Genomic DNA, 19,044 nt, shown 5'->3' with positions numbered 1-19,044 from the left:
TGGTTCTGAAACCCTGACTGGCAGGACGCCGGGAGGTATCAAGGCAGCAGGATGGTGGAACCGGTAGTGCGCCGCGCCGACAGTTCGGTTTGCGCCTTCGCCGCATCAGCCAGTGGATAACGCTGGCTGACATCCACCTTCAACTTGCCACTGATGATCATCTCGAACAGCTCATCGGCCATTCGCTGCAGGTTTTCGGCGTTGTTGGCATAAGTCGCCAGCGTCGGCCGGGTCACGTACAGCGAACCCTTGGCGGAGAGAATTCCCAGATTCACGCCGTCCACCGCGCCGGAAGCGTTACCGAAGCTCACGACCAGGCCACGCGGCGACACGCTGTCGAGGGACGTCAGCCAAGTGTCCTTGCCGACACCGTCATAGACCACCGGGACTTTCTTGCCATCGGTCAATTCCAGCACGCGCTGGGCAACGTTTTCGTGGCTGTAATCGATCGTCGCCCAGGCGCCATTGGCCTTGGCCAGTTCGGCTTTCTCTTTGGAGCTGACGGTGCCAATCAGCTTCACGCCTAACGCTTTGGCCCATTGGCAGGCCAGTGAACCGACACCGCCGGCCGCCGCGTGGAACAGAATGGTTTCGCCACCCTTGAGTTCATAGGTCTGGCGCAGCAGGTATTGCACGGTCAGGCCTTTGAGCATTACACCGGCAGCCGTTTCGAAACTGATTTCGTCGGGCAGATGCACCAGATTGTCCTGGGGCAGCACATGCAATTCGCTGTAGGCCCCCAACGGGCCGCTGCCATAGGCCACGCGATCACCGACCTTGAACCGGGTGACGTCGCTGCCCACGGCATCGACGATCCCCGCACCTTCAGCACCCAGGCCGGACGGCAAGGCAGGCGGCGCGTACAGACCGCTGCGGTAATAGGTGTCGATGAAGTTCAGGCCGATCGCCTTGTTAGCCACGCGGACTTGATTGGGGCCGGGCGCGGCGGGTTGGTAATCAACATATTCGAGCACTTCGGGGCCGCCGTGGGCGCGGAACTGGATACGCTTTGCCATCTGCCTGCTCTCCTTGGGTCTTTTGTGAGCCCCCTATCCAACTCCCATGCTTGATCTTCGTCAACTGCGGCGGGCTGTTGTGCGGTGGTATGCTACGCGCCCATTTGCGTCGCCCGTCTGCCGGGGCGCCGCCCGATTCAAGGTGAAGCCATGACGACCCGCACCGACGCCGTAAAGGCCTATCTGCTCGACCTGCAAGACCGCATCTGCGCGGCTCTCGAAACCGAAGACGGCGGCACGCGCTTCGTCGAAGACGCCTGGACCCGGCCCGCCGGCGGTGGCGGTCGTACTCGCGTGATCGAGAACGGCACGGTAATCGAAAAGGGCGGTGTCAACTTTTCCCACGTCTTCGGCAGTGGTCTGCCACCGTCGGCCAGCGCCCATCGCCCGGAATTGGCTGGCCGCGGTTTCGAAGCCCTTGGCGTGTCGCTGGTGATCCACCCGCACAACCCGCATGTGCCGACGTCCCACGCCAACGTGCGCTTTTTCATCGCCGAGAAGGAGGGTGAAGAGCCGGTCTGGTGGTTCGGCGGCGGCTTCGACCTGACCCCGTATTACGGCAATGAAGAAGATTGCGTTCACTGGCACCGCGTTGCCGAGCAGGCTTGCGCGCCGTTTGGCCCGGACGTCTACCCGCGCTACAAGGCCTGGTGTGACACCTACTTCCACATCAAGCATCGCCACGAACCGCGCGGCATTGGCGGTTTGTTCTTCGATGACCTGAACGAGTGGGACTTCGATACCAGCTTCGCTTTTATGCGGGCCATCGGCGACGCCTACATCGATGCTTATCTGCCGATCGTGCAGCGCCGCAAAAACGATGCGTTTACCGCTCAGCAGCGTGAATTCCAGGAGTTCCGCCGTGGCCGCTACGTCGAGTTCAACCTGGTGTATGACCGTGGCACGCTGTTCGGCCTGCAATCGGGCGGGCGTACCGAGTCGATCCTGATGTCGTTGCCGCCGCAAGTGCGCTGGGGCTATGACTGGAAAGCCGAGCCTGGCAGCGAAGAAGCACGCCTGACCGAGTACTTCCTGCAAGACCGCGACTGGCTGGCCGAGGCCTGAGGACATCTGATGGATCGTTACGTCGTTTTCGGCAACCCGATCGGCCACAGCAAATCGCCGATGATTCACAAGCTGTTCGCCGAGCAGACTGGCCAGCACCTCGACTACAGCACCTTGCTGGCGCCGCTTGAAGATTTCGCCAACTGCGCCACGGCGTTTTTCCAGGAAGGTCGCGGCGCCAACGTCACCGTGCCGTTCAAGGAGGACGCCTATCGTCTGGCCAATAGCCTGACCGCTCGCGCACAACGGGCCGGTGCGGTGAACACCTTGAGCAAACTGGCCGACGGCTCACTGCTCGGTGATAACACTGACGGCGCCGGACTGGTGCGCGATCTGACGGTGAACGCCGGGTTCAGCCTGACTGGCAAACGCATTCTGCTGCTCGGTGCCGGTGGTGCGGTGCGCGGTGCGCTGGAACCGTTGCTGGCGGAACAACCGGCGTCGGTGATCATCGCCAATCGTACGGTGGACAAGGCTGAGTTGCTGGCGGAGTTGTTCTGCGACCTCGGGCCGGTCTCGGCCAGTGGTTTCGACTGGTTGCGCGAGCCGGTGGACGTGATCATCAACGCCACATCGGCCAGTCTCACTGGTGATGTGCCGCCGATTGCACCGAGCCTGATCGAGCCGGGCAAGACCTTGTGCTACGACATGATGTACGGCAAAGAGCCGACGGCGTTTTGCCGCTGGGCCAGTGAGCATGGCGCGGCGGTGGCGATGGATGGTTTGGGGATGTTGGCCGAGCAGGCGGCTGAGGCTTTTTTCCTGTGGCGTGGTGTGCGCCCGGACACTGCGCCCGTGCTCACAGAGTTGCGTCGACAACTGGCCCTTTAAAAAGCTTCGCGAGCAAGCTCGCTCCCACAGTGGAATGCGATCAGATGTGGGAGCGAGCTTGCTCGCGAATGGCCGCACCGCCGGTCTTTGATCAATCCTCAAACCGGATCGGACATTTCTCCGGCCCTTCCAGCTTCCTCAGCTCCTCCACCACCTGCGGCCGCGCCCGGCGCAAGGTCAGGCTGCGATCCTGGCTAAGCAAGCGCCGCGCCTCCTGATGCAGCATCTCCACGCCCGAATAATCGATGAAGTTGATCTGCTGCGCCTCAATTACCACTCGCGAGCCGTGCAGCCGTTGCAGGCGTACCTGCAGGTAATGGCTGGCGCCGAAAAAGATCGATCCGCCGACACGCAACACATCGTCTTCGCCGTCGCGCCAGTGCTGCACGCGCGGTTGCGAAGTGCGCTTGAGGTAGAAGAACAGCGATGCGAGCACACCGGCATAAATCGCAGTCTGCAACTCCAGCAGCAACGTCGCCAGACAAGTCAGCGCCATGACCACGAACTCGGCGCGACTGACCCGCAACAAGGCACGAATGCCGCGGTGATCCACCAGTCCCCAGGCAATCAGCAGAATGCTCCCCGCCATCGCCGGGATCGGAATGTGCGCGATCAGCCCGGCGCCGAATATCGCGAACAGCGCGACCCAGATCGCCGAAAACACCCCGGCCAGTGGCGAACAGGCGCCTGCCTCATAACTCAACCCCGAGCGAGTAAACGAGCCTGCCGACAATGATCCGGAGAAAAACGCGCCGACAATATTCGACAAGCCCTGCGCGCGGACTTCCTGATTGGCATCGAGCAGCTGTTGCGACCGCGCCGAAATCGAGCGGGCAATCGACAGACTGGTGACCAGTCCGAGCATGCCCACCGCCACGGCGCTGGGCAGCAGACGTAAAATCAGATCCAGATCCAGCGGCAATCCACTGAACGGCGGCAAACGCCCGACAAAGGCGCTGACCAGATGCACGTGGCCGAACATCGCCGGCCAAAGCCACACCAGCAGGCTGGCCAAAGCGAGGGTTATCAACAGCGTCGGCCAGCGCGGCAGCAATTGTTTCAACACCACACCGACAACCACCGTCGCCACACCGAGTACCAACGAAGGTTTATCCACAGCCCTGAGGTGTTGCAGCAGATCCATCAAACTGGCCAGCGCCGTGGCTTTGGCCGGCAGCTCGAGTCCCAAAAGATTAGGCAACTGCCCGATGGCAATCACCACTGCCGCGCCGAGGGTGAACCCCAGCACCACCGAATGCGAAACGAAGTTCACCAGCGCACCGAAGCGCAGCAAGCCAAGCAGCCACTGGAAAAGCCCGGCGAGGAAGGTCAGCAGCAGGATCAGCGTGATGTAGTCCTGCGATGCTGGTACGGCCAAAGGGCTGACGCTGGCGTACAGCACGATCGAAATCGCCGCGGTCGGGCCACAGATCAAATGCCATGACGAGCCCCACAGGCAGGCAATCAGCACCGGGATGATTGCGGCATAGAGGCCGTATTCAGGTGGGAGACCGGCGATCAGCGCGTAGGCAATCGACTGGGGTAACGCGAGAATCGCACCGCTAAGGCCGACGATCAGGTCCCGTCCGACGCTGGCGCGGGTTTGCCGCGGTAGCCAGGTGAGGAAGGGCAAGAGAGAGTGGCGGCTGGGGAAGGCCATGGGTCCTCGCGGTTGGGGTTTTGTTCAAGGTTATCAGGGTGTCAGGGGAAAGGCCCCTCACCCTAGCCCTCTCCCAGAGGGAGAGGGGACTGACCGAGGTGATCGGACTCGCTACATCGACCTGAGGAATCAGCGTCGAACTCAGGTCTCGAATCCAAAAAATATCGGCTCCCTTTCCCCCTCGCCCCCTCTGGGGGAGAGGGCTGGGGTGAGGGGGCAAAAATCTCAAGCAGTGCACAATTCCAGCAATCCCACGATCAGAGCTTGGCTTTGACCGCCACCAACGCATCCTTGCCATCTACGGTCCTCACCCCATCCAGCCACTTGTCCAACACCGCCGGATTCTCCTTGATCCACGCCTTCGCCGCCTCGGCATTGCTGACCTTCTTGTTCACCACCTCAGCCATGATGCTGTTCTCCATCTCCTGCGTGAACGAAAGATTGGTCAGCAACTTACCCACATTCGGACAGGCTTCGGCGTAGCCCTTGCGCGTCAACGTAAACACGCTGCCGGTATCGCCAAAATACTTCTCGCCGCCCTTGAGGTAATGCATCTTCAACTGCACGTTCATCGGGTGCGGCGTCCAGCCGAGGAAGGTGACGAATTTCTGTTTCTTCACCGCCCGCGACACTTCAGCCAGCATCGCCTGTTCGCTGGATTCGATCAGCTTCCACTGGCCCATGTCGAAGTCGTTCTTCTTGATGATTTCCTGCAACGAAATATTCGCCGGCGCGCCCGAACCGATGCCGTAGATCTTGCGCTCGAACTTGTCCGCATATTTGTTCAGGTCGGCAAAGTTATGCACACCCGCGTCCCACACGTAGTCCGGCACGGCGAGGGTGAATTCGGTGCCGTCGAGGTTCTTCGCCAGTTGCGTGACATCGCCGGTGGCGACGAACTTGTCATAGAAACCCTGCTGCGCCGGCATCCAGTTGCCGAGGAACACGTCCACCTGGCCGTCCTTCAAACCACCGAAGGTGATCGGCACCGCGAGGGTGTCGACCTTAGCCTTGTAGCCCATGCCATCCAGCAGAAACCCGGTGATGGCGTTGGTCGCGGCGATGTCGCTCCAGCCCGGATCGGCCATTTTCACGGTGTCGCAGCTTTGCTCAGCGAAGGCCGAGGCGCTGCTCAGCGCGAGCAGGCCGACCGTCACTACTGTGGATAACTTACGCATGGACTTCCCCTTAACATTATTGGTTTTGGCAGGGTTGTGGATAACGTGCTTTGCGTTCCAGATCGTCGAGGTCGATGTGGTTGCGCATGTATTGCTGACTGGCGTCCACCAGTGGCTGGTGATCCCAGCTCTTCAGCTTGCCGATGGTCAACGCGTCGGCGACAAATCGGCGGCGGCGCTGGCTCGCGAGGACCTCCCGGTGAATCGACTGAATGTCCCATTTGGCCCGTGCTTCGGCGATAAAATCGTCGAAAAGCAGGCGATGTTGCGGCGATTGGCTGAGTTCTTCCAGTTCATGCGGATCGTTATTTACGTCGAAGAGTAGGCAAGGGTCGCTTTCACTGTAGATAAATTTGTACGCGCCGCGACGGATCATCATCAGCGGGCTGATGGTGCCTTCGGCCATGTATTCGCCGAACACTTCGTCATGACCGCCCTGCCCTCGCAGGTGCGAAACCAGTGAGCGGCCATCCAGTGGCAAGCCGGCTTGCAGCGTGCCGCCGGCCAATTCGACGAAGGTTGGCAACAGGTCTGCGGTCGATACGGCAGCGCTGACACGCCCGGCATCGAACTGGCCTGGAGCACTTATCAACAGGGGGACGCGGGCTGCCATTTCGTACCAATGCATTTTGTACCAAAGGCCCTTTTCGCCGAGCATGTCGCCGTGGTCACCGGAGAAGACAATAATTGTGTCATCGATCAGCCCGGTTTCTTCGAGGGTTTGCAGAAGTTTGCCGACGTTGGCGTCGATATAGCTACATGCACCGAAATATGCCCGGCGTGCATCGCGAATCTTATCCACAGGCAGTGGCTTATCCCACAGGTCATAAACCTTGAGCAGCCGCTGCGAGTGCGGATCGAGTTCGTGTTGATCCGGCGTTGTAGGCAACGGGATATCAGCATCGTCATACAAATCCCAGAATGCTTTGGGAATGGTGTACGGGTCGTGTGGATGAGTCATTGATACGGTAAGGCAGAACGGCTGATCGCCCTCCTCGCGAATGTGATCGAACAGGTATTGCTGCGCCTTGAATACCACCTCTTCATCAAAATCGAGTTGGTTGGTACGCACACACGGACCGGCCTGCAGCACCGAAGACATGTTGTGGTACCAGCTCGGCCGTACATCCGGCTCATCCCAGTTCACGGCCCAACCGTAATCGGCCGGGTAGATATCACTGGTCAGGCGTTCTTCATAACCGTGCAACTGGTCCGGACCGCAGAAGTGCATCTTGCCGGATAGCGCGGTGCGGTAGCCGAGGCGGCGCAAGTAATGGGCATAAGTCGGCACATCGGCAGGGAAATCGGCGGCGTTGTCGTAGGCGCCGATCTTGCTCGGCAACTGGCCGCTGACCAGGGTGAACCGCGATGGCGCGCACAACGGGCTGTTGCAGTAAGCGGCATCGAACACCACGCCTTGGGCGGCGAGGCGGGAAAGATTCGGCAGTTTGATCGGCGATGGGCCGTAGAACGGCAACATTGGCGCGGCCATCTGATCGGCCATGATGAAAAGAATATTCTTGCGCTTCATGTGATCGCGGCATTCCATAGTGAATATTTATGCGACATTGCTGCGATCGAGCATGGAGTCCATGCTTTATCCGGTAAAGCCCGCGCCGGACAATGACTAGGATAAGCACAGCTTATGTATGAAGCCTTGGGTGATCTGTCGCTCGACCTGCTGCGCGCCTTCGAAGCTGCAGCCCGCCAGCGCAGCTTTACTGCAGCAGCGGTAGAGCTTGGCACCACGCAACCAGCGATCAGTCAGCAGATCAAACGGCTGGAAGAACAGCTCGGCACGCGCCTGTTTGATCGGATTTACCGAGGGATTGAGCTGACCGAAATCGGTGCGATCCTGTTTGAGCAAGTTACTCTCGGTTTGCAGAATATCGATGCAGGATTGAGCGCGATCAGCGCACAGCAGCAACATGAAGTCCTGCAAGTTGCCACCGACTTTGCCTTCGCTGCTTATTGGCTGATGCCGCGCCTGCACCGCTTTCATGAAGCTAACCCACAGGTCGACGTCAGCCTGGTGACCAGCGAACGCAACCACAACATGCTACGCACCGATATCGACGTGGCGATCCTGTTCGGTGATGGGCGTTTCAAGCAGGGCGAAAGCCATTGGTTGTTCAGCGAAGAAGTATTCCCGGTGTGCAGCCCGCAATTGCTCAAGGATCGCGCCCTGCCCTTGCCTGCTCACGCGCTGCTGGAGTTTCCGTTGCTGCACCTGCGTGGGGAAAACAGCAGCAACTGGTTTGACTGGAGTGGTCTGTTCCGTGAACTCGGTATCAATACACCGCCGGCGCCGGGGCAATTGCGCTTCGACAATTACACGCTGTTGATTCAAGCGGCGATTGGCGGCCAAGGCGTGGCGATTGGCTGGCGGCACCTTGTGGATAACTTGCTTAGTCAGGGTTTGTTATGCCGGCCGATTGCTGAAACCACGCTGTCGCGCCTCGGTTATTACGTGGTGCTGCCCCAGCGCAAACGTCGGGGCGCGTTGATTCAACAGTTTGTCGATTGGTTAATGGCGGAACAGGCGAGCAGCGCGCAATCCCTCAACGGTTTGACGTTGCCTTCGATCGCGGTTTGAAGATCGTTTACGAATCTGAAGCCGCAACGAAATTCACATGCTGCCCTACATGCAAATTCAGCCGTAGCTCATCGGCAATCCCCACCGCCACGCGGTTCAGCCGCTCCAGTGGCTCGGCCAGACCCGGTTCGAGATTGCCGCCGACCTGGCTGAAATGCTCAATGGTCAGCCCGGCCACGCCGTGTGGCGCATTGACCAGCGTCCAGTGCAGCGGGCTGCTTTGCACGGCTTCGCGAATTTCTTCGGCGGCATGGCGTTGCAGGCGATCATCGACGTCCGGCTCATCGAGTACGGCAAAATCCCCCACCAGAAACAGCCGCGAAACGTTGGCGGCTTGCAGTCCATCGACCAATGCATCGACGGCCAGCACCTGCTCGACGGGGCCGAGTACGACAGAGCGCTCAACGTGATCGCTGCTGAAGGGCAAACCTGGCGCATCCAATAAGCAGATGACCACCGAACTGCCGGCCACACTTTGATTGACTCTCTCGGAATCGAACAGATCGCCGCTCTTGGTGCGTAGTCCGGGACGCGGCGCAAGTGCGGTCAGATCGTCGAGAATGGCGATGACTTCATGCTGACGACGCAGCAACTCAGCCATCAACGCGCTGCCCAGGCTACTCATGGCACCATAGAGCACCACTTTTACCGCCGGGGTTTCGGCATTTTTCATGGCTGATCCCTTTTCTTATCCCTTGTATGGCGTGTGACATACGGGCAATGCCGAGGGTTCGAACCGATTTCCGAGGGCTTCAGATGCAAGCGATCAAGGGCTACCACGCCCACGTCTATTTCGACGCCAGCACCATTGAACAGGCACGGGCCTTGTGCGAACAGGCCGCGCAGTTATTTCCAGTGAAAATGGGCCGTGTTCACGAACGTCCGGTCGGTCCGCATCCGGACTGGAGTTGCCAGTTGGCCTTCGGCCCTGAGCTGATCGGCGAGGTGCTGCCATGGCTGGCGCTGAATCGAAAAGGCCTGGTGGTATTCCTGCACCCGGACACCGGCAATGATTTGCTCGACCACACTGAGCATGCGATCTGGATGGGTGCGATCAGGCCGCTGAACTTGTCTGTTTTTTGATCACAGCGTTTCTTCGGCTTCGCCCGGCAGATGCTCGTCCAGGTGCAGCCAGGGCAATTGGCTGTCGGTCCAGATGTGTCGTTCGGCGGGCGCCAGCTCGGGTTGATCAAGGGTGGCGATGGTTACGTCGATACTCTGTGGGCTGAGCAACGTCACCAACGCCAGTTGCGCGCCGCACTGCGGGCAGAAGTATCGCGCGCAACTGTCGGATGAGTCATAACGCGCCGGCGTACCAGCCAGCCATTGGAAATTTGCCGCCGGCACGGTGATCCAGGTTGTGACAATCCCGCCGCTGACCTTGCGGCAAATCGAACAATGGCAATGGGCGATATCCTGCAACGCCCCGCTGAACTGATAACGAATGTGTCCGCAATGGCAGCCGCCGCTGTGCAATTCGCTCATGTCGAACGCCCTCCTTCCCGGGTTTATTGACTTTAGTTCGCATCCGACGACCGGTTGACCGTTCACCCAAAGCTTTCTTCAGCGAAAGGTAGCTGAAAGCTTCCGCGATTAGCATCGCCTCCACTTCCGGCAACAGACCGGTTGGCCAACGCGTGTGATACCTCGCACGAACGGCCCAATTAACAACAACAATGGTGATTCTGATGTCCTCTGTAGCCCGCCTCCTCGCTTCAACTCCGCCCGTACGTCTCGTGCTTCCCGTTCTGCGCTGATCCCGCCCGATCCGCTCACTCAACTAGCCGCGCTACGCCTGGAGTATTCCCATGCTGACTTTCCTTGGCTTCGCCATGGTCATCACGTTCATGTTCCTGATCATGACCAAGCGCCTGTCCGCGCTGATCGCTCTGATCATCATCCCGATCGTCTTCGCCCTGTTCGGCGGCTTTGCACCGAAGATCGGCCCGATGATGCTCGAAGGCATCACCAAGCTCGCGCCGACTGGCGTGATGCTGATGTTCGCCATTCTCTATTTCGCCCTGATGATCGACTCCGGCCTGTTCGACCCGGCCGTGCGCAAGATTCTCAAACTGGTCAAGGGTGACCCGTTGAAGGTCTCGATCGGCACCGCCGTGCTGGCGCTGGTGGTGTCCCTCGATGGTGACGGCGCGACCACTTACATGATCTGCGTGGCCGCCATGCTGCCGCTGTACAGCCGCATCGGCATGAGCCCGCGGATCATGGCCGGTCTGATCATTCTCGCCGGCGGCGTGATGAACATGACCCCATGGGGTGGTCCGACTGCCCGGGCTGCGAGTGCGCTGCATGTCGACCCGTCGGACATCTTCGTACCGATGATCCCGGCGATGGCCGCGGGTGTGGTCGCGATTCTGGTTATCGCTTATTTCTACGGCAAACGTGAACGTGCGCGTCTCGGTGAGCTGCACCTGATCGGCGACGAGATCGATCACAGCGAAATCAGCGTCTCGCAATTCCCCGATGCGCGCCGTCCGAAACTGATCTGGTTCAACGGCGCCCTGACCTTCGGCCTGATGTGCACCCTGATCGCCGGCCTGTTGCCGTTGCCGGTGCTGTTCATGGTGGCATTCAGTATTGCCATGATCGTCAACTACCCTTGCCTGCAGATGCAGAAGGACCGCGTCGCGGCTCACGCCGGTAGCGTGCTGGCAGTGGTCGGGCTGATCTTTGCGGCGGGTATCTTCACCGGTATCCTGAGCGGCACCGGCATGGTCGATGCGATGTCGAAGAGCCTGTTGGCGGTGATCCCGGATTTCCTCGGCCCGTACCTGGCGGTGATCACGGCGCTGGTGAGCATGCCGTTCACCTTCTTCATGTCCAACGATGCGTTCTACTATGGCGTGTTGCCGGTGTTGGCCGAAGCCGCCAGCCACTATGGAATCACTGCAGTGGAAATGGCCCGTGCCTCGATCGTCGGTCAGCCCGTCCACTTGCTGAGCCCGTTGGTGCCATCGACGTATCTGTTGGTGGCCCTGGCCGGCATCGATTTCGGTGACCACCAGCGTTTCACCCTGAAATGGGCGATCCTGGTTTGTATCTGCATCCTGATTGCTGCACTGCTGTTGGGGACTTTCCCGGTGTTCAGCACTCTATAAGCCCAAGACTCACCGTTTCGGGTCCTGGCTTCGCGGTTTGAAGCCCGGACCTTTTTCGGTTTAACAATTGCTCAAAGGAATACACATGGAATGGCTGACCAACCCCGAAATCTGGGTTGCCTTCTTCACCCTGACCGCCCTGGAAATCGTCCTCGGCATCGATAACATCATCATGATTTCGATCCTGGTCAGCCGCATGCCGAAACACATGCAGCAGCGCACCCGGATCTTCGGTCTTGGCCTGGCCATGATCACTCGCATCCTGTTGCTGCTGTCGATCACCTGGGTCATGCGCCTCACCGCCGACCTGTTCGAAGTGTTCGGTCAGGGCATTTCCGGCCGTGACCTGATTCTGTTCTTCGGTGGTCTGTTCCTGCTGTGGAAGAGCTCGCAAGAGATGTACCACGCGCTGGAAGGCGAAGACGAAAGCGACGAAACCCCGGGTGGCAAGGGTGGCAACTTCCTTTACACCATCATCCAGATCGCGATCATCGACATCGTCTTCTCGCTGGATTCGGTGATCACTGCAGTGGGTATGGTTTCCCACGTGCCGGTGATGGTTGCGGCGATCGTTGTGGCCGTGCTGGTGATGATGCTGGCCTCGGGCAAGATCAGCGAGTTCATCGACAAGCACCCGTCGCTGAAGATGCTGGCGCTGTCGTTCCTGCTGGTGGTCGGCACCGTGCTGATTGCCGAGTCGTTCGACGTGCATGTGCCGAAGGGCTACGTCTACTTCGCCATGGCATTCTCGCTGGCGGTGGAAGCGATCAACATCAAGCTGCGCGGCGCAATGGCCAAGAAAAAACAGCAGCAAGACCCGGTGAAACTGCGCAAGGACATCCCGGGCCAGTAACCCGGTAGTCTTCAGGCAACACCCCTTGTAGGAGTGAGCCTGCTCGCGATAACGGTCTGTCAGTCAACATCAATGTTGAGGCTGATGGCCCTATCGCGAGCAGGCTCACTCCTACATTTGTTTGTGGTGGATTCAGGTGGGTGGATGAAGCGCCTTTCATGACACTTTTGTTTCAATCGACACTTTAGCTGTGCAATGCTGGCGCCCAGACCGTTAGCCAACTACAGCTTAAGTATCAAAAACGTAGAAACCGCGCGGTACCGTCAACTTGCCTCTCTGAGGCGCTGCTACTACAGGGGGTTTGTATGCTCACCCTGCTCAATCTGCTTTCCGCCGTCGCCCTGCTGATCTGGGGCACGCACATCGTTCGAACCGGCATCCTGCGGGTATACGGCACCAATCTGCGCCATGTGATTGGCCAGAACATGTCCAAGCGCTGGCTGGCCTTTGTCGCCGGCATCGTCGTTACCGCGATGGTGCAGAGCAGCAATGCCACGGCCATGCTCGTGACCTCTTTCGTCGGCCAGGGCCTGATGGCGCTGACCCCGGCGCTGGCGACCATGCTCGGCGCCGACGTCGGTACCGCGCTGATGGCGCGGGTGCTGACCTTTGACTTGTCGTGGCTGTCGCCGCTGCTGATTTTCCTCGGGGTGATTTTCTTTCTGTCGCGCAAACAGACGCGGCTCGGGCAGATGGGCCGGGTCAGCATCGGTCTGGGGTTGATCATTCTCGCGCTGCAATTGATCGTCGAGGCCGCCGCACCGATCACCCACGCGCAAGGGGTCAAGGTGATCTTCGCCTCGCTGACCGGCGATATCCTTCTCGACGCCTTGGTCGGCGCGTTGTTCGCGATGATTTCCTACTCGAGCCTCGCCGCTGTGTTGCTCACCGCGACACTGGCCGGCGCCAGTGTGATCAGTCTGCCGGTGGCGATCGGCCTGGTGATCGGCGCCAATATTGGCAGCGGCATTCTTGCGTTCATGAGCACCAGCATGCAGAACGCGGCCGGGCGGCAAGTGGCGCTGGGCAGTCTGTTGTACAAACTGATTGGCCTGCTGCTGATCATCCCGGTGCTCGACCCGTTGGTGCACTGGATCGACAGCCTCGATTTCAGCCCGCAGGAAATGGTCATCGGCTTCCACTTGCTCTACAACACCGCGCGCTGCCTGATTCTGCTGCCGTCGGTGGGGCCGATGGCGCGCCTCTGCGCGTGGCTGCTGCCGGAGCGGCCGGAGGTCAACGGCACCGCCAAACCGCGCCATCTCGACGCGACCGCGCTGGTCACACCGAGCCTGGCGCTGGCCAACGCCGCGCGGGAAACCCTGCGCATGGGCGATCTGCTCGACAACATGCTCGACGCCTCGCTTGATGTGTTGCGCGGCAAGCAGACCGCCGTCACCCAGGAAATGCGTCGACTGACCGACGACGTCGAAGCGCTGTACAGCGCAATCAAACTGTACCTGGCGCAGATGCCCCGCGAAGACCTCGGCGAGCAGGACAGTCGGCGCTGGGCCGAAATCATTGAGCTGGCGATCAATCTGAAACTGGCCGCCGACCTGATCGAACGCATGCTGCGCAAGATCCAGCAGCAGAAAACCTCGCAGCGGCGCTCGTTTTCCGAAGAGGGTCTGGAGGACCTGGCCGGGCTGCAGCAGCAACTGATCGCCAATTTGCGTTTGGGCCTGTCGGTGTTTCTCAGCGGCGACCGCGAAAGTGCCCGGCAATTGCTCCGCGAGAAACGCCGCTTTCGCGCGCAGGAACGTCGTTTGGCCCACGCGCATGTCAGCCGCTTGCAACGCAAGATCGTGCAGAGTATCGAGACCAGTTCGCTGCACCTGGAGTTGATTGCCGACATGAAACGCTTGAATTCGCTGTTTTGCGGCAGTGCGTATGTGGTGCTGGAAACGGCGGATACCGGGGCGCTGGCGGCGGATGATATTGCCGACATTACGCATTCGCCTTGAACGACTGGGGCTGGGTTTAGTCAGTTACATTGATTCAGCCTTCAGGCCGCTATCGCGAGCAGGCTCACTCCTACAGGGGGACGCATTCCAAATGCAGGAGTGAGCCTGCTCGCGATGGGGCCCTGACTGACGACACGGATCTCCAAATCAGCCGTACGGAAGCCTGTTATGCGTTGCCTGTTGTTCGCCTGTCTGTTGCTCGGTTCCCTGCCCGTCTTCGCCCTGGATCGTTTTCAGGTTGAAGGCTATGCGCTGCCCAACGGTTTGCAGCTAATGCTCAAGCCCGGCACCGAACGGGGGCATGTGGCGATCCGGCTGGTGGTCGGCGTCGGCCTTGATGATTTCGAGTGCGATGACAAGGAGCTGCCGCACCTGCTCGAACACCTGCTGTTCAGTGGCATCGACGCCACCGGCGAAGGTGGTCTGGAGGAGCGCATGCAAGCGCTGGGCGGTGACTGGAATGCCTTCACCAGCAACGCCGACACCACCTTCGTCATCGAAGCTCCGGCGAAGAACCAGCGCAAGGTACTCGACCTGCTGCTCGCTCTGCTCACGCAAACGCGTATCGACGACAACGCGATCAACGCCGCCAAACGTGTGGTCGAGCGCGAGGACGGCGGCCATTACACACGCCTGCAACGCTTTCTCGATCGTCAGGACCTCGGCCACACCGCGAGCAATCAGCTCGCTGTTGAACTGGGCCTCAAATGCCCGCAACGCGCCGAGGTCGGCCATCTGACTCAGGAGCAACTGGAGAAGGTGCGCAAGGCCTGGTACGCGCCGAACAACATGACTCTGATTGTCGTCGGCGAACTCGACAAACTGCTGCCGGCCTATCTGGAACGCACTTGGGGCGCGCTCGAAGCGGTCGAGCCGAGCGAACACCGCCCACTGCCGGATATCCGCACCAGCGCCGCCCACGAGCGCACGCTCACCCGTGGCTTTATCGGCGACAGCGCCAAATTGCACTGGCTGGTACCGGAACCGGTGCTGGACGATCAGTACGACCAGACGTTCGATATCCTCAAGGATTATCTCGACTGGGCGCTGTACCGGCAGATTCGTCTCAACCACGGTTTATCCTATGGGCCGTGGGCCGAGCGTGAGGTGTTTGGCGGCGTCGGTTTCATGAGCCTGAATGCCGATCTGGATCGTGATGACGTTGACGAAGCCATTCAGGTGCTGGAGGACCTCAAGGCTGATCTGCTGAAAAACGGCCTGGACCCGGATACTTTCGCGCGGATCAAGCAGGCCTCGATCGCCCATCAGGCGTGGGCGGTGCAAGGCAACAGTGCGCTGGCGGATTATTACTGGAGCGCCCTCGGTGATTACCAGGACGGTCGTTTTGCCAACCCGGCGCGGGAGCTGCAAGGGGTGACGCTGGAAGCGGCGAACAAGGCCATGCGTGAGTTGCTGTTGCAACCGGGGTATCTGCGGATCGAGAAGCCGTTGATCAGTGATGATCAGGTTTTGTGGTTGAGTGCGGGTGGCTTGGGTCTGGTGTTGTTGATCCTGATCGGCTGGCGTTTGCACCGCAAGCGGGGTTGAAGATCAAAAGATCGCAGCCTGCGGCAGCTCCTACAGGGGATTGCGTTCCAAATGTAGGAGCTGCCGAAGGCTGCGATCTTTTGAGGCCCTGAAATGCACCGAATAAGTGACCGGCAGCCTCGCCACAACGCCCGGCGGGCGCTACTCTGTCGAGGTTTTTTCCCCTCAAGTCGTGAACCGCCCAAATGCCAAAAATACAGCTCCTGATCCAGCGCATTCTCGAACTGATGAAGCGTTATCCCGGGGTCATTGCGCTTGGCGGGTTCATCTCCGGGGTCGGCAGTTTCATCATGGTCGATCGTCAGCAGGGCCTGGCGAGCTGGATCACCGTGATCATGCTGCTCAGCTGGATCTGGCTGATGCTGGAAAACACCCTCACCGGCCTCTTCACCCGCGTGTTCAAACGCGAGATTCCCCAGCCGCTGCTGCGTTACGCGACGCAGATGATCCATCAGGAAAGCCTGTTTTTCGTCTTGCCGTTTTTCTTCATCACCACGACCTGGAACAGCGGCCAGTTGTTTTTCACCGGGCTGCTCAGCGTCGCCGCACTGATTTCCATCGTCGATCCGCTCTATTACAAATGGCTGGCGCCACGGCGCTGGGCGTTTCTCGCGCTGCACACTCTGACCCTGTTCGCCGCCCTGCTCACCGCATTGCCGGTGATCATGCACCTGACCACTTCGCAAAGTTTCAAATGGGCGCTGGGCATTGCCGTGTTGTTGTCGTTCCCGAGCCTGGCGTCGATCTTCCCGATCCGCACGGTGCGCAATGCTTTGGCAATCCTGTGCATCACGGTCGGCATCGGTGGCGTGGGTTGGGCGCTGCGTTCGTGGGTGCCGCCGGCGACGCTGTGGATGACCGACGTGGCGATCAGCACGCAAATGCAGGACCGCACCCCCGGCGCCAGCCTCGACACGGTCAGCGCCGAGCAGATTCGTGGCGATGGCCTCTATGCCTACACCGCAATCAACGCGCCGCGCGGGCTCGATGAGCGGATCTATCACGTCTGGCAATTCAACGGCAAAGAGGTCGACCGCATCGCCCTCGACATCCATGGCGGGCGCAAGGAAGGCTACCGCGCGTGGACGCACAAGCAGAACTTCCCCGGCAACCCGGCGGGCAAGTGGCAAGTGCGGGTGTTGACCGAGGATGGCCAGGTGATCGGCGTGCTGCGTTTCGAAGTCACGGACAGCACAGCGATCAAAGAAAAGTAATCCGGTTCGTGCTATTACGTTAGTTCGCATAAAGGCCGAACAAGCACGGAGCTTATGACCAGCAGCTCGATCAGCGGTAATGCTCAACTGGACACGTCGATAACCCCTGCCCGCCTGCGGGTCACGGGGGACTGGACGCTTGCCCATTACGCCGAGCTCAAGCAACTGAGCGAAAAGCTCCACGGTCAGTACGATGCCAACACCCCGATCGACCTCAACAGCCTCGGCGCCCTCGACACCGCTGGCGCTTCGTTGCTGGTCGAACTGCTCGGCTCCGAACGCCTGGGCAAATCCGCCGAACACCCCGATTGCACCCTGACCTCCGCCGACCGCGCGCTGCTGCAAACCGTGTACTGCTCGATGACCGATTTCTGCGTGCCGATCAAAGAGCCGGAAATCAGCGTCAGTGTGCAACTGCTGACGCGCATTGGTCGCGCCGTCGACACCGTCTGGCAGGACACTCTGCAACTGCTCGGTTTCGTCGGCCTGATCATGGAAACCATCGCTCGCAACCTGTTACGGCCCAAGCGCTGGCGCATCACGCCGATGATCGCGCACATCGAGCAGACCGGCCTCGACGCCGCGCCGATTGTGGCGTTGCTGACTTTTCTGGTGGGTGCGGTGGTGGCGTTTCTTGGCGCGACGGTGCTGGCCAGTTTCGGTGCGACAATTTTTACTGTGGACCTGGTGGGCTTCTCGTTCCTGCGCGAATTCGGTGTGCTGCTCACGGCGATCCTCATGGCCGGGCGCACTGCCAGTGCCTTCACTGCGCAGATCGGCTCGATGAAGGCCAACGAGGAAATCGACGCAATCCGCACCCTCGGCCTCGATCCGATGGAGTTGCTGGTGGTGCCGCGGGTATTGGCGATGCTAGTGGCGCTGCCGATGCTGACGTTTCTCGCCATGCTGTGCGGGATCATCGGTGGCGGCGTGGTCTGCGCGGTGTCGCTGGATATTTCGCCGGCGATGTTTCTGTCGTTGCTGCAATCGGACATCGGCATCCAGCATTTTCTGGTGGGCCTGGTCAAAGCCCCGATCTTCGCTTTCCTGATTGCCGCGATTGGTTGTCTGGAAGGTTTCAAGGTCAGTGGCAGCGCCGAGTCGGTTGGCGCGCACACCACGTCTGCCGTGGTGCAATCGATTTTCGTGGTGATCGTGCTCGACGCGGTGGCTGCGCTGTTCTTCATGGAGATGGGCTGGTGAGTCGTCTACCCCGCGCGCCCTCGGAGGCGGTGATCGAAGTCCGTGGCCTGTGCAATCGCTTCGGCAGCCAGAGCGTGCACGAGAACCTCGATCTGGATTTGTACAAAGGCGAGATTCTCGCCGTGGTCGGCGGCTCCGGCAGCGGCAAATCGGTGTTGCTGCGCAGCATCGTCGGCCTGCGCCGCCCCAGCGAAGGTATCGTCAAAGTGTTCGGCAAGAATCTGCCGAGCCTGTCCGAGCATGAGCGCTCGCTGGTCGAACGCCGTTTTGGCGTGCTGTTTCAGAAAGGCGCGCTGTTCTCCTCGCTGACGGTCACCGAAAACGTCGCCCTGCCCCTTATCGAACACGCCGGCCTCAGCCGCAACGACGCCGAACACCTGGCCGCGGTGAAACTGGCGCTGGCCGGGTTGCCGTTGTCGGCGGCGGACAAATACCCGGCGTCGTTGTCTGGCGGCATGATCAAGCGTGCCGCGCTGGCCCGGGCTCTGGCACTGGACCCGGACATCCTGTTTCTCGACGAGCCCACCGCTGGCCTTGATCCGATTGGCGCGGCGCAATTCGATCAATTGATCCTGACCTTGCGCGATGCACTCGGCCTCAGCGTGTTTCTGGTGACCCACGACCTCGACACGCTCTACACCATCACTGACCGCGTGGCGGTGCTGGCGCAGAAGAAGGTACTGGTGGCAGGTCCCATCGACGTTGTCTCGGAAACCGACGACGCGTGGATTCACGAATACTTCCACGGCCCGCGTGGCCGCTCGGCGCTGGACGCCGCCAAATTGCTCAACGAGGTCTGA

Annotated in this window: 17 protein-coding genes; 11 read left to right on the top strand and 6 right to left on the bottom strand. The window is 60.2% G+C overall.

The window, feature by feature from the left end; translation table 11 throughout:
• Positions 1–38 precede the first annotated feature (38 nt).
• Positions 39–1,016, bottom strand: coding sequence for an NADPH:quinone reductase (locus tag H8F23_RS25575; protein ID WP_099757607.1), 978 nt, complete (start codon positions 1,014–1,016; stop codon positions 39–41).
• 150 nt (positions 1,017–1,166) lie between these two features.
• Here H8F23_RS25575 and hemF point away from each other — a divergent pair, with 150 nt between their 5' ends.
• Both hemF and aroE read left to right on the top strand, forming a co-directional pair.
• Positions 1,167–2,081, top strand: a complete 915-nt coding sequence (gene hemF, locus H8F23_RS25570) for an oxygen-dependent coproporphyrinogen oxidase (RefSeq protein ID WP_099757608.1) — start codon at positions 1,167–1,169, stop codon at positions 2,079–2,081.
• A 9-nt stretch (positions 2,082–2,090) separates the two neighbouring features.
• Positions 2,091–2,912 (top strand): shikimate dehydrogenase, encoded by an 822-nt coding sequence (gene aroE / locus H8F23_RS25565; protein ID WP_194936220.1) that lies wholly within the window; start codon positions 2,091–2,093, stop codon positions 2,910–2,912.
• A gap of 91 nt (positions 2,913–3,003) precedes the next feature.
• Here aroE and H8F23_RS25560 read toward each other — a convergent pair whose 3' ends face one another.
• The 3 genes from H8F23_RS25560 to betC all read right to left on the bottom strand — a co-directional run bounded on the left by H8F23_RS25560 (position 3,004) and on the right by betC (position 7,281).
• Positions 3,004–4,572, bottom strand: a complete 1,569-nt coding sequence (locus H8F23_RS25560) for a SulP family inorganic anion transporter (RefSeq protein ID WP_194936219.1) — start codon at positions 4,570–4,572, stop codon at positions 3,004–3,006.
• A 257-nt stretch (positions 4,573–4,829) separates the two neighbouring features.
• Complete coding sequence (choX, locus tag H8F23_RS25555) at positions 4,830–5,750, bottom strand: choline ABC transporter substrate-binding protein (protein ID WP_194936218.1); 921 nt, start codon at positions 5,748–5,750, stop codon at positions 4,830–4,832.
• Positions 5,751–5,766: 16 nt separating this feature from the next.
• The gene (gene betC, locus H8F23_RS25550; RefSeq protein ID WP_194936217.1) at positions 5,767–7,281 is read right to left on the bottom strand and encodes a choline-sulfatase; all 1,515 of its coding nucleotides are present in this window, start codon (positions 7,279–7,281) and stop codon (positions 5,767–5,769) included.
• A gap of 114 nt (positions 7,282–7,395) precedes the next feature.
• Here betC and H8F23_RS25545 point away from each other — a divergent pair, with 114 nt between their 5' ends.
• Entirely contained in the window at positions 7,396–8,346 is a 951-nt protein-coding gene (locus tag H8F23_RS25545; RefSeq protein WP_194936216.1) for a choline sulfate utilization transcriptional regulator, read from the top strand.
• Between the two features lie 7 nt (positions 8,347–8,353).
• On the opposite strand, the gene H8F23_RS25540 is transcribed toward H8F23_RS25545, so the two are convergent.
• Positions 8,354–9,019 carry an NAD(P)-dependent oxidoreductase gene (locus H8F23_RS25540; RefSeq protein ID WP_093429526.1) on the bottom strand — a complete coding sequence of 222 codons (666 nt, stop codon included), beginning with the start codon at positions 9,017–9,019 and terminating at the stop codon, positions 8,354–8,356.
• Between the two features lie 83 nt (positions 9,020–9,102).
• On the opposite strand from H8F23_RS25540, the gene H8F23_RS25535 reads away from it, so the two are divergent.
• Positions 9,103–9,429 (top strand): DOPA 4,5-dioxygenase family protein, encoded by a 327-nt coding sequence (locus H8F23_RS25535; protein ID WP_194936215.1) that lies wholly within the window; start codon positions 9,103–9,105, stop codon positions 9,427–9,429.
• On the opposite strand, the gene H8F23_RS25530 is transcribed toward H8F23_RS25535, so the two are convergent.
• Positions 9,430–9,831 carry a GFA family protein gene (locus H8F23_RS25530; RefSeq protein ID WP_194936214.1) on the bottom strand — a complete coding sequence of 134 codons (402 nt, stop codon included), beginning with the start codon at positions 9,829–9,831 and terminating at the stop codon, positions 9,430–9,432.
• 323 nt (positions 9,832–10,154) lie between these two features.
• Between H8F23_RS25530 and H8F23_RS25525 the strand changes: the two genes are divergently transcribed.
• The 7 genes from H8F23_RS25525 to H8F23_RS25495 all read left to right on the top strand — a co-directional run bounded on the left by H8F23_RS25525 (position 10,155) and on the right by H8F23_RS25495 (position 19,044).
• A complete protein-coding gene (locus H8F23_RS25525) occupies positions 10,155–11,462 on the top strand; it encodes a CitMHS family transporter (protein WP_194936213.1) in 1,308 nt (435 codons plus the stop codon).
• A gap of 85 nt (positions 11,463–11,547) precedes the next feature.
• On the top strand, positions 11,548–12,315 hold the full coding sequence (locus H8F23_RS25520) for a TerC family protein (RefSeq protein ID WP_077575185.1): 768 nt from the start codon (positions 11,548–11,550) through the stop codon (positions 12,313–12,315).
• A 305-nt stretch (positions 12,316–12,620) separates the two neighbouring features.
• Positions 12,621–14,279 carry a Na/Pi cotransporter family protein gene (locus H8F23_RS25515; protein WP_194936212.1) on the top strand — a complete coding sequence of 553 codons (1,659 nt, stop codon included), beginning with the start codon at positions 12,621–12,623 and terminating at the stop codon, positions 14,277–14,279.
• A 168-nt stretch (positions 14,280–14,447) separates the two neighbouring features.
• Positions 14,448–15,827 (top strand): M16 family metallopeptidase, encoded by a 1,380-nt coding sequence (locus H8F23_RS25510; RefSeq protein ID WP_194936211.1) that lies wholly within the window; start codon positions 14,448–14,450, stop codon positions 15,825–15,827.
• A 185-nt stretch (positions 15,828–16,012) separates the two neighbouring features.
• A complete protein-coding gene (locus tag H8F23_RS25505; protein ID WP_194936210.1) occupies positions 16,013–17,041 on the top strand; it encodes a DUF5924 family protein in 1,029 nt (342 codons plus the stop codon).
• Between the two features lie 54 nt (positions 17,042–17,095).
• Positions 17,096–18,244 (top strand): ABC transporter permease, encoded by a 1,149-nt coding sequence (locus H8F23_RS25500; RefSeq protein ID WP_093429519.1) that lies wholly within the window; start codon positions 17,096–17,098, stop codon positions 18,242–18,244.
• Positions 18,241–19,044: an ABC transporter ATP-binding protein gene (locus H8F23_RS25495; protein ID WP_116254167.1), complete on the top strand. Its 804-nt coding sequence runs from the start codon at positions 18,241–18,243 to the stop codon at positions 19,042–19,044. Before H8F23_RS25500 ends, H8F23_RS25495 begins: the two co-directional genes overlap by 4 nt.

This window comes from Pseudomonas neuropathica, from assembly GCF_015461835.1.
Classification (GTDB): domain Bacteria; phylum Pseudomonadota; class Gammaproteobacteria; order Pseudomonadales; family Pseudomonadaceae; genus Aquipseudomonas; species Aquipseudomonas neuropathica.
The sequence above is the reverse complement of the archived record's forward strand: the minus strand, read 5'-3'. Positions and strand labels throughout refer to the sequence as shown.

Excerpts from the sequence above, each read along its gene's own strand:
- H8F23_RS25530 (WP_194936214.1), bottom strand. The coding sequence starts at position 9,831 with ATGAGCGAATTGCACAGCGGCGGCTGCCATTGCGGACACATTCGTTAT.
- H8F23_RS25510 (WP_194936211.1), top strand. The coding sequence starts at position 14,448 with ATGCGTTGCCTGTTGTTCGCCTGTCTGTTGCTCGGTTCCCTGCCCGTC.
- H8F23_RS25540 (WP_093429526.1), bottom strand. The coding sequence starts at position 9,019 with ATGAAAAATGCCGAAACCCCGGCGGTAAAAGTGGTGCTCTATGGTGCC.
- H8F23_RS25535 (WP_194936215.1), top strand. The coding sequence starts at position 9,103 with ATGCAAGCGATCAAGGGCTACCACGCCCACGTCTATTTCGACGCCAGC.
- aroE (WP_194936220.1), top strand. The coding sequence starts at position 2,091 with ATGGATCGTTACGTCGTTTTCGGCAACCCGATCGGCCACAGCAAATCG.
- H8F23_RS25525 (WP_194936213.1), top strand. The coding sequence starts at position 10,155 with ATGCTGACTTTCCTTGGCTTCGCCATGGTCATCACGTTCATGTTCCTG.
- H8F23_RS25500 (WP_093429519.1), top strand. The coding sequence starts at position 17,096 with ATGACCAGCAGCTCGATCAGCGGTAATGCTCAACTGGACACGTCGATA.
- H8F23_RS25515 (WP_194936212.1), top strand. The coding sequence starts at position 12,621 with ATGCTCACCCTGCTCAATCTGCTTTCCGCCGTCGCCCTGCTGATCTGG.
- H8F23_RS25520 (WP_077575185.1), top strand. The coding sequence starts at position 11,548 with ATGGAATGGCTGACCAACCCCGAAATCTGGGTTGCCTTCTTCACCCTG.
- H8F23_RS25575 (WP_099757607.1), bottom strand. The coding sequence starts at position 1,016 with ATGGCAAAGCGTATCCAGTTCCGCGCCCACGGCGGCCCCGAAGTGCTC.
- choX (WP_194936218.1), bottom strand. The coding sequence starts at position 5,750 with ATGCGTAAGTTATCCACAGTAGTGACGGTCGGCCTGCTCGCGCTGAGC.
- H8F23_RS25560 (WP_194936219.1), bottom strand. The coding sequence starts at position 4,572 with ATGGCCTTCCCCAGCCGCCACTCTCTCTTGCCCTTCCTCACCTGGCTA.
- hemF (WP_099757608.1), top strand. The coding sequence starts at position 1,167 with ATGACGACCCGCACCGACGCCGTAAAGGCCTATCTGCTCGACCTGCAA.
- betC (WP_194936217.1), bottom strand. The coding sequence starts at position 7,281 with ATGAAGCGCAAGAATATTCTTTTCATCATGGCCGATCAGATGGCCGCG.
- H8F23_RS25545 (WP_194936216.1), top strand. The coding sequence starts at position 7,396 with ATGTATGAAGCCTTGGGTGATCTGTCGCTCGACCTGCTGCGCGCCTTC.
- H8F23_RS25505 (WP_194936210.1), top strand. The coding sequence starts at position 16,013 with ATGCCAAAAATACAGCTCCTGATCCAGCGCATTCTCGAACTGATGAAG.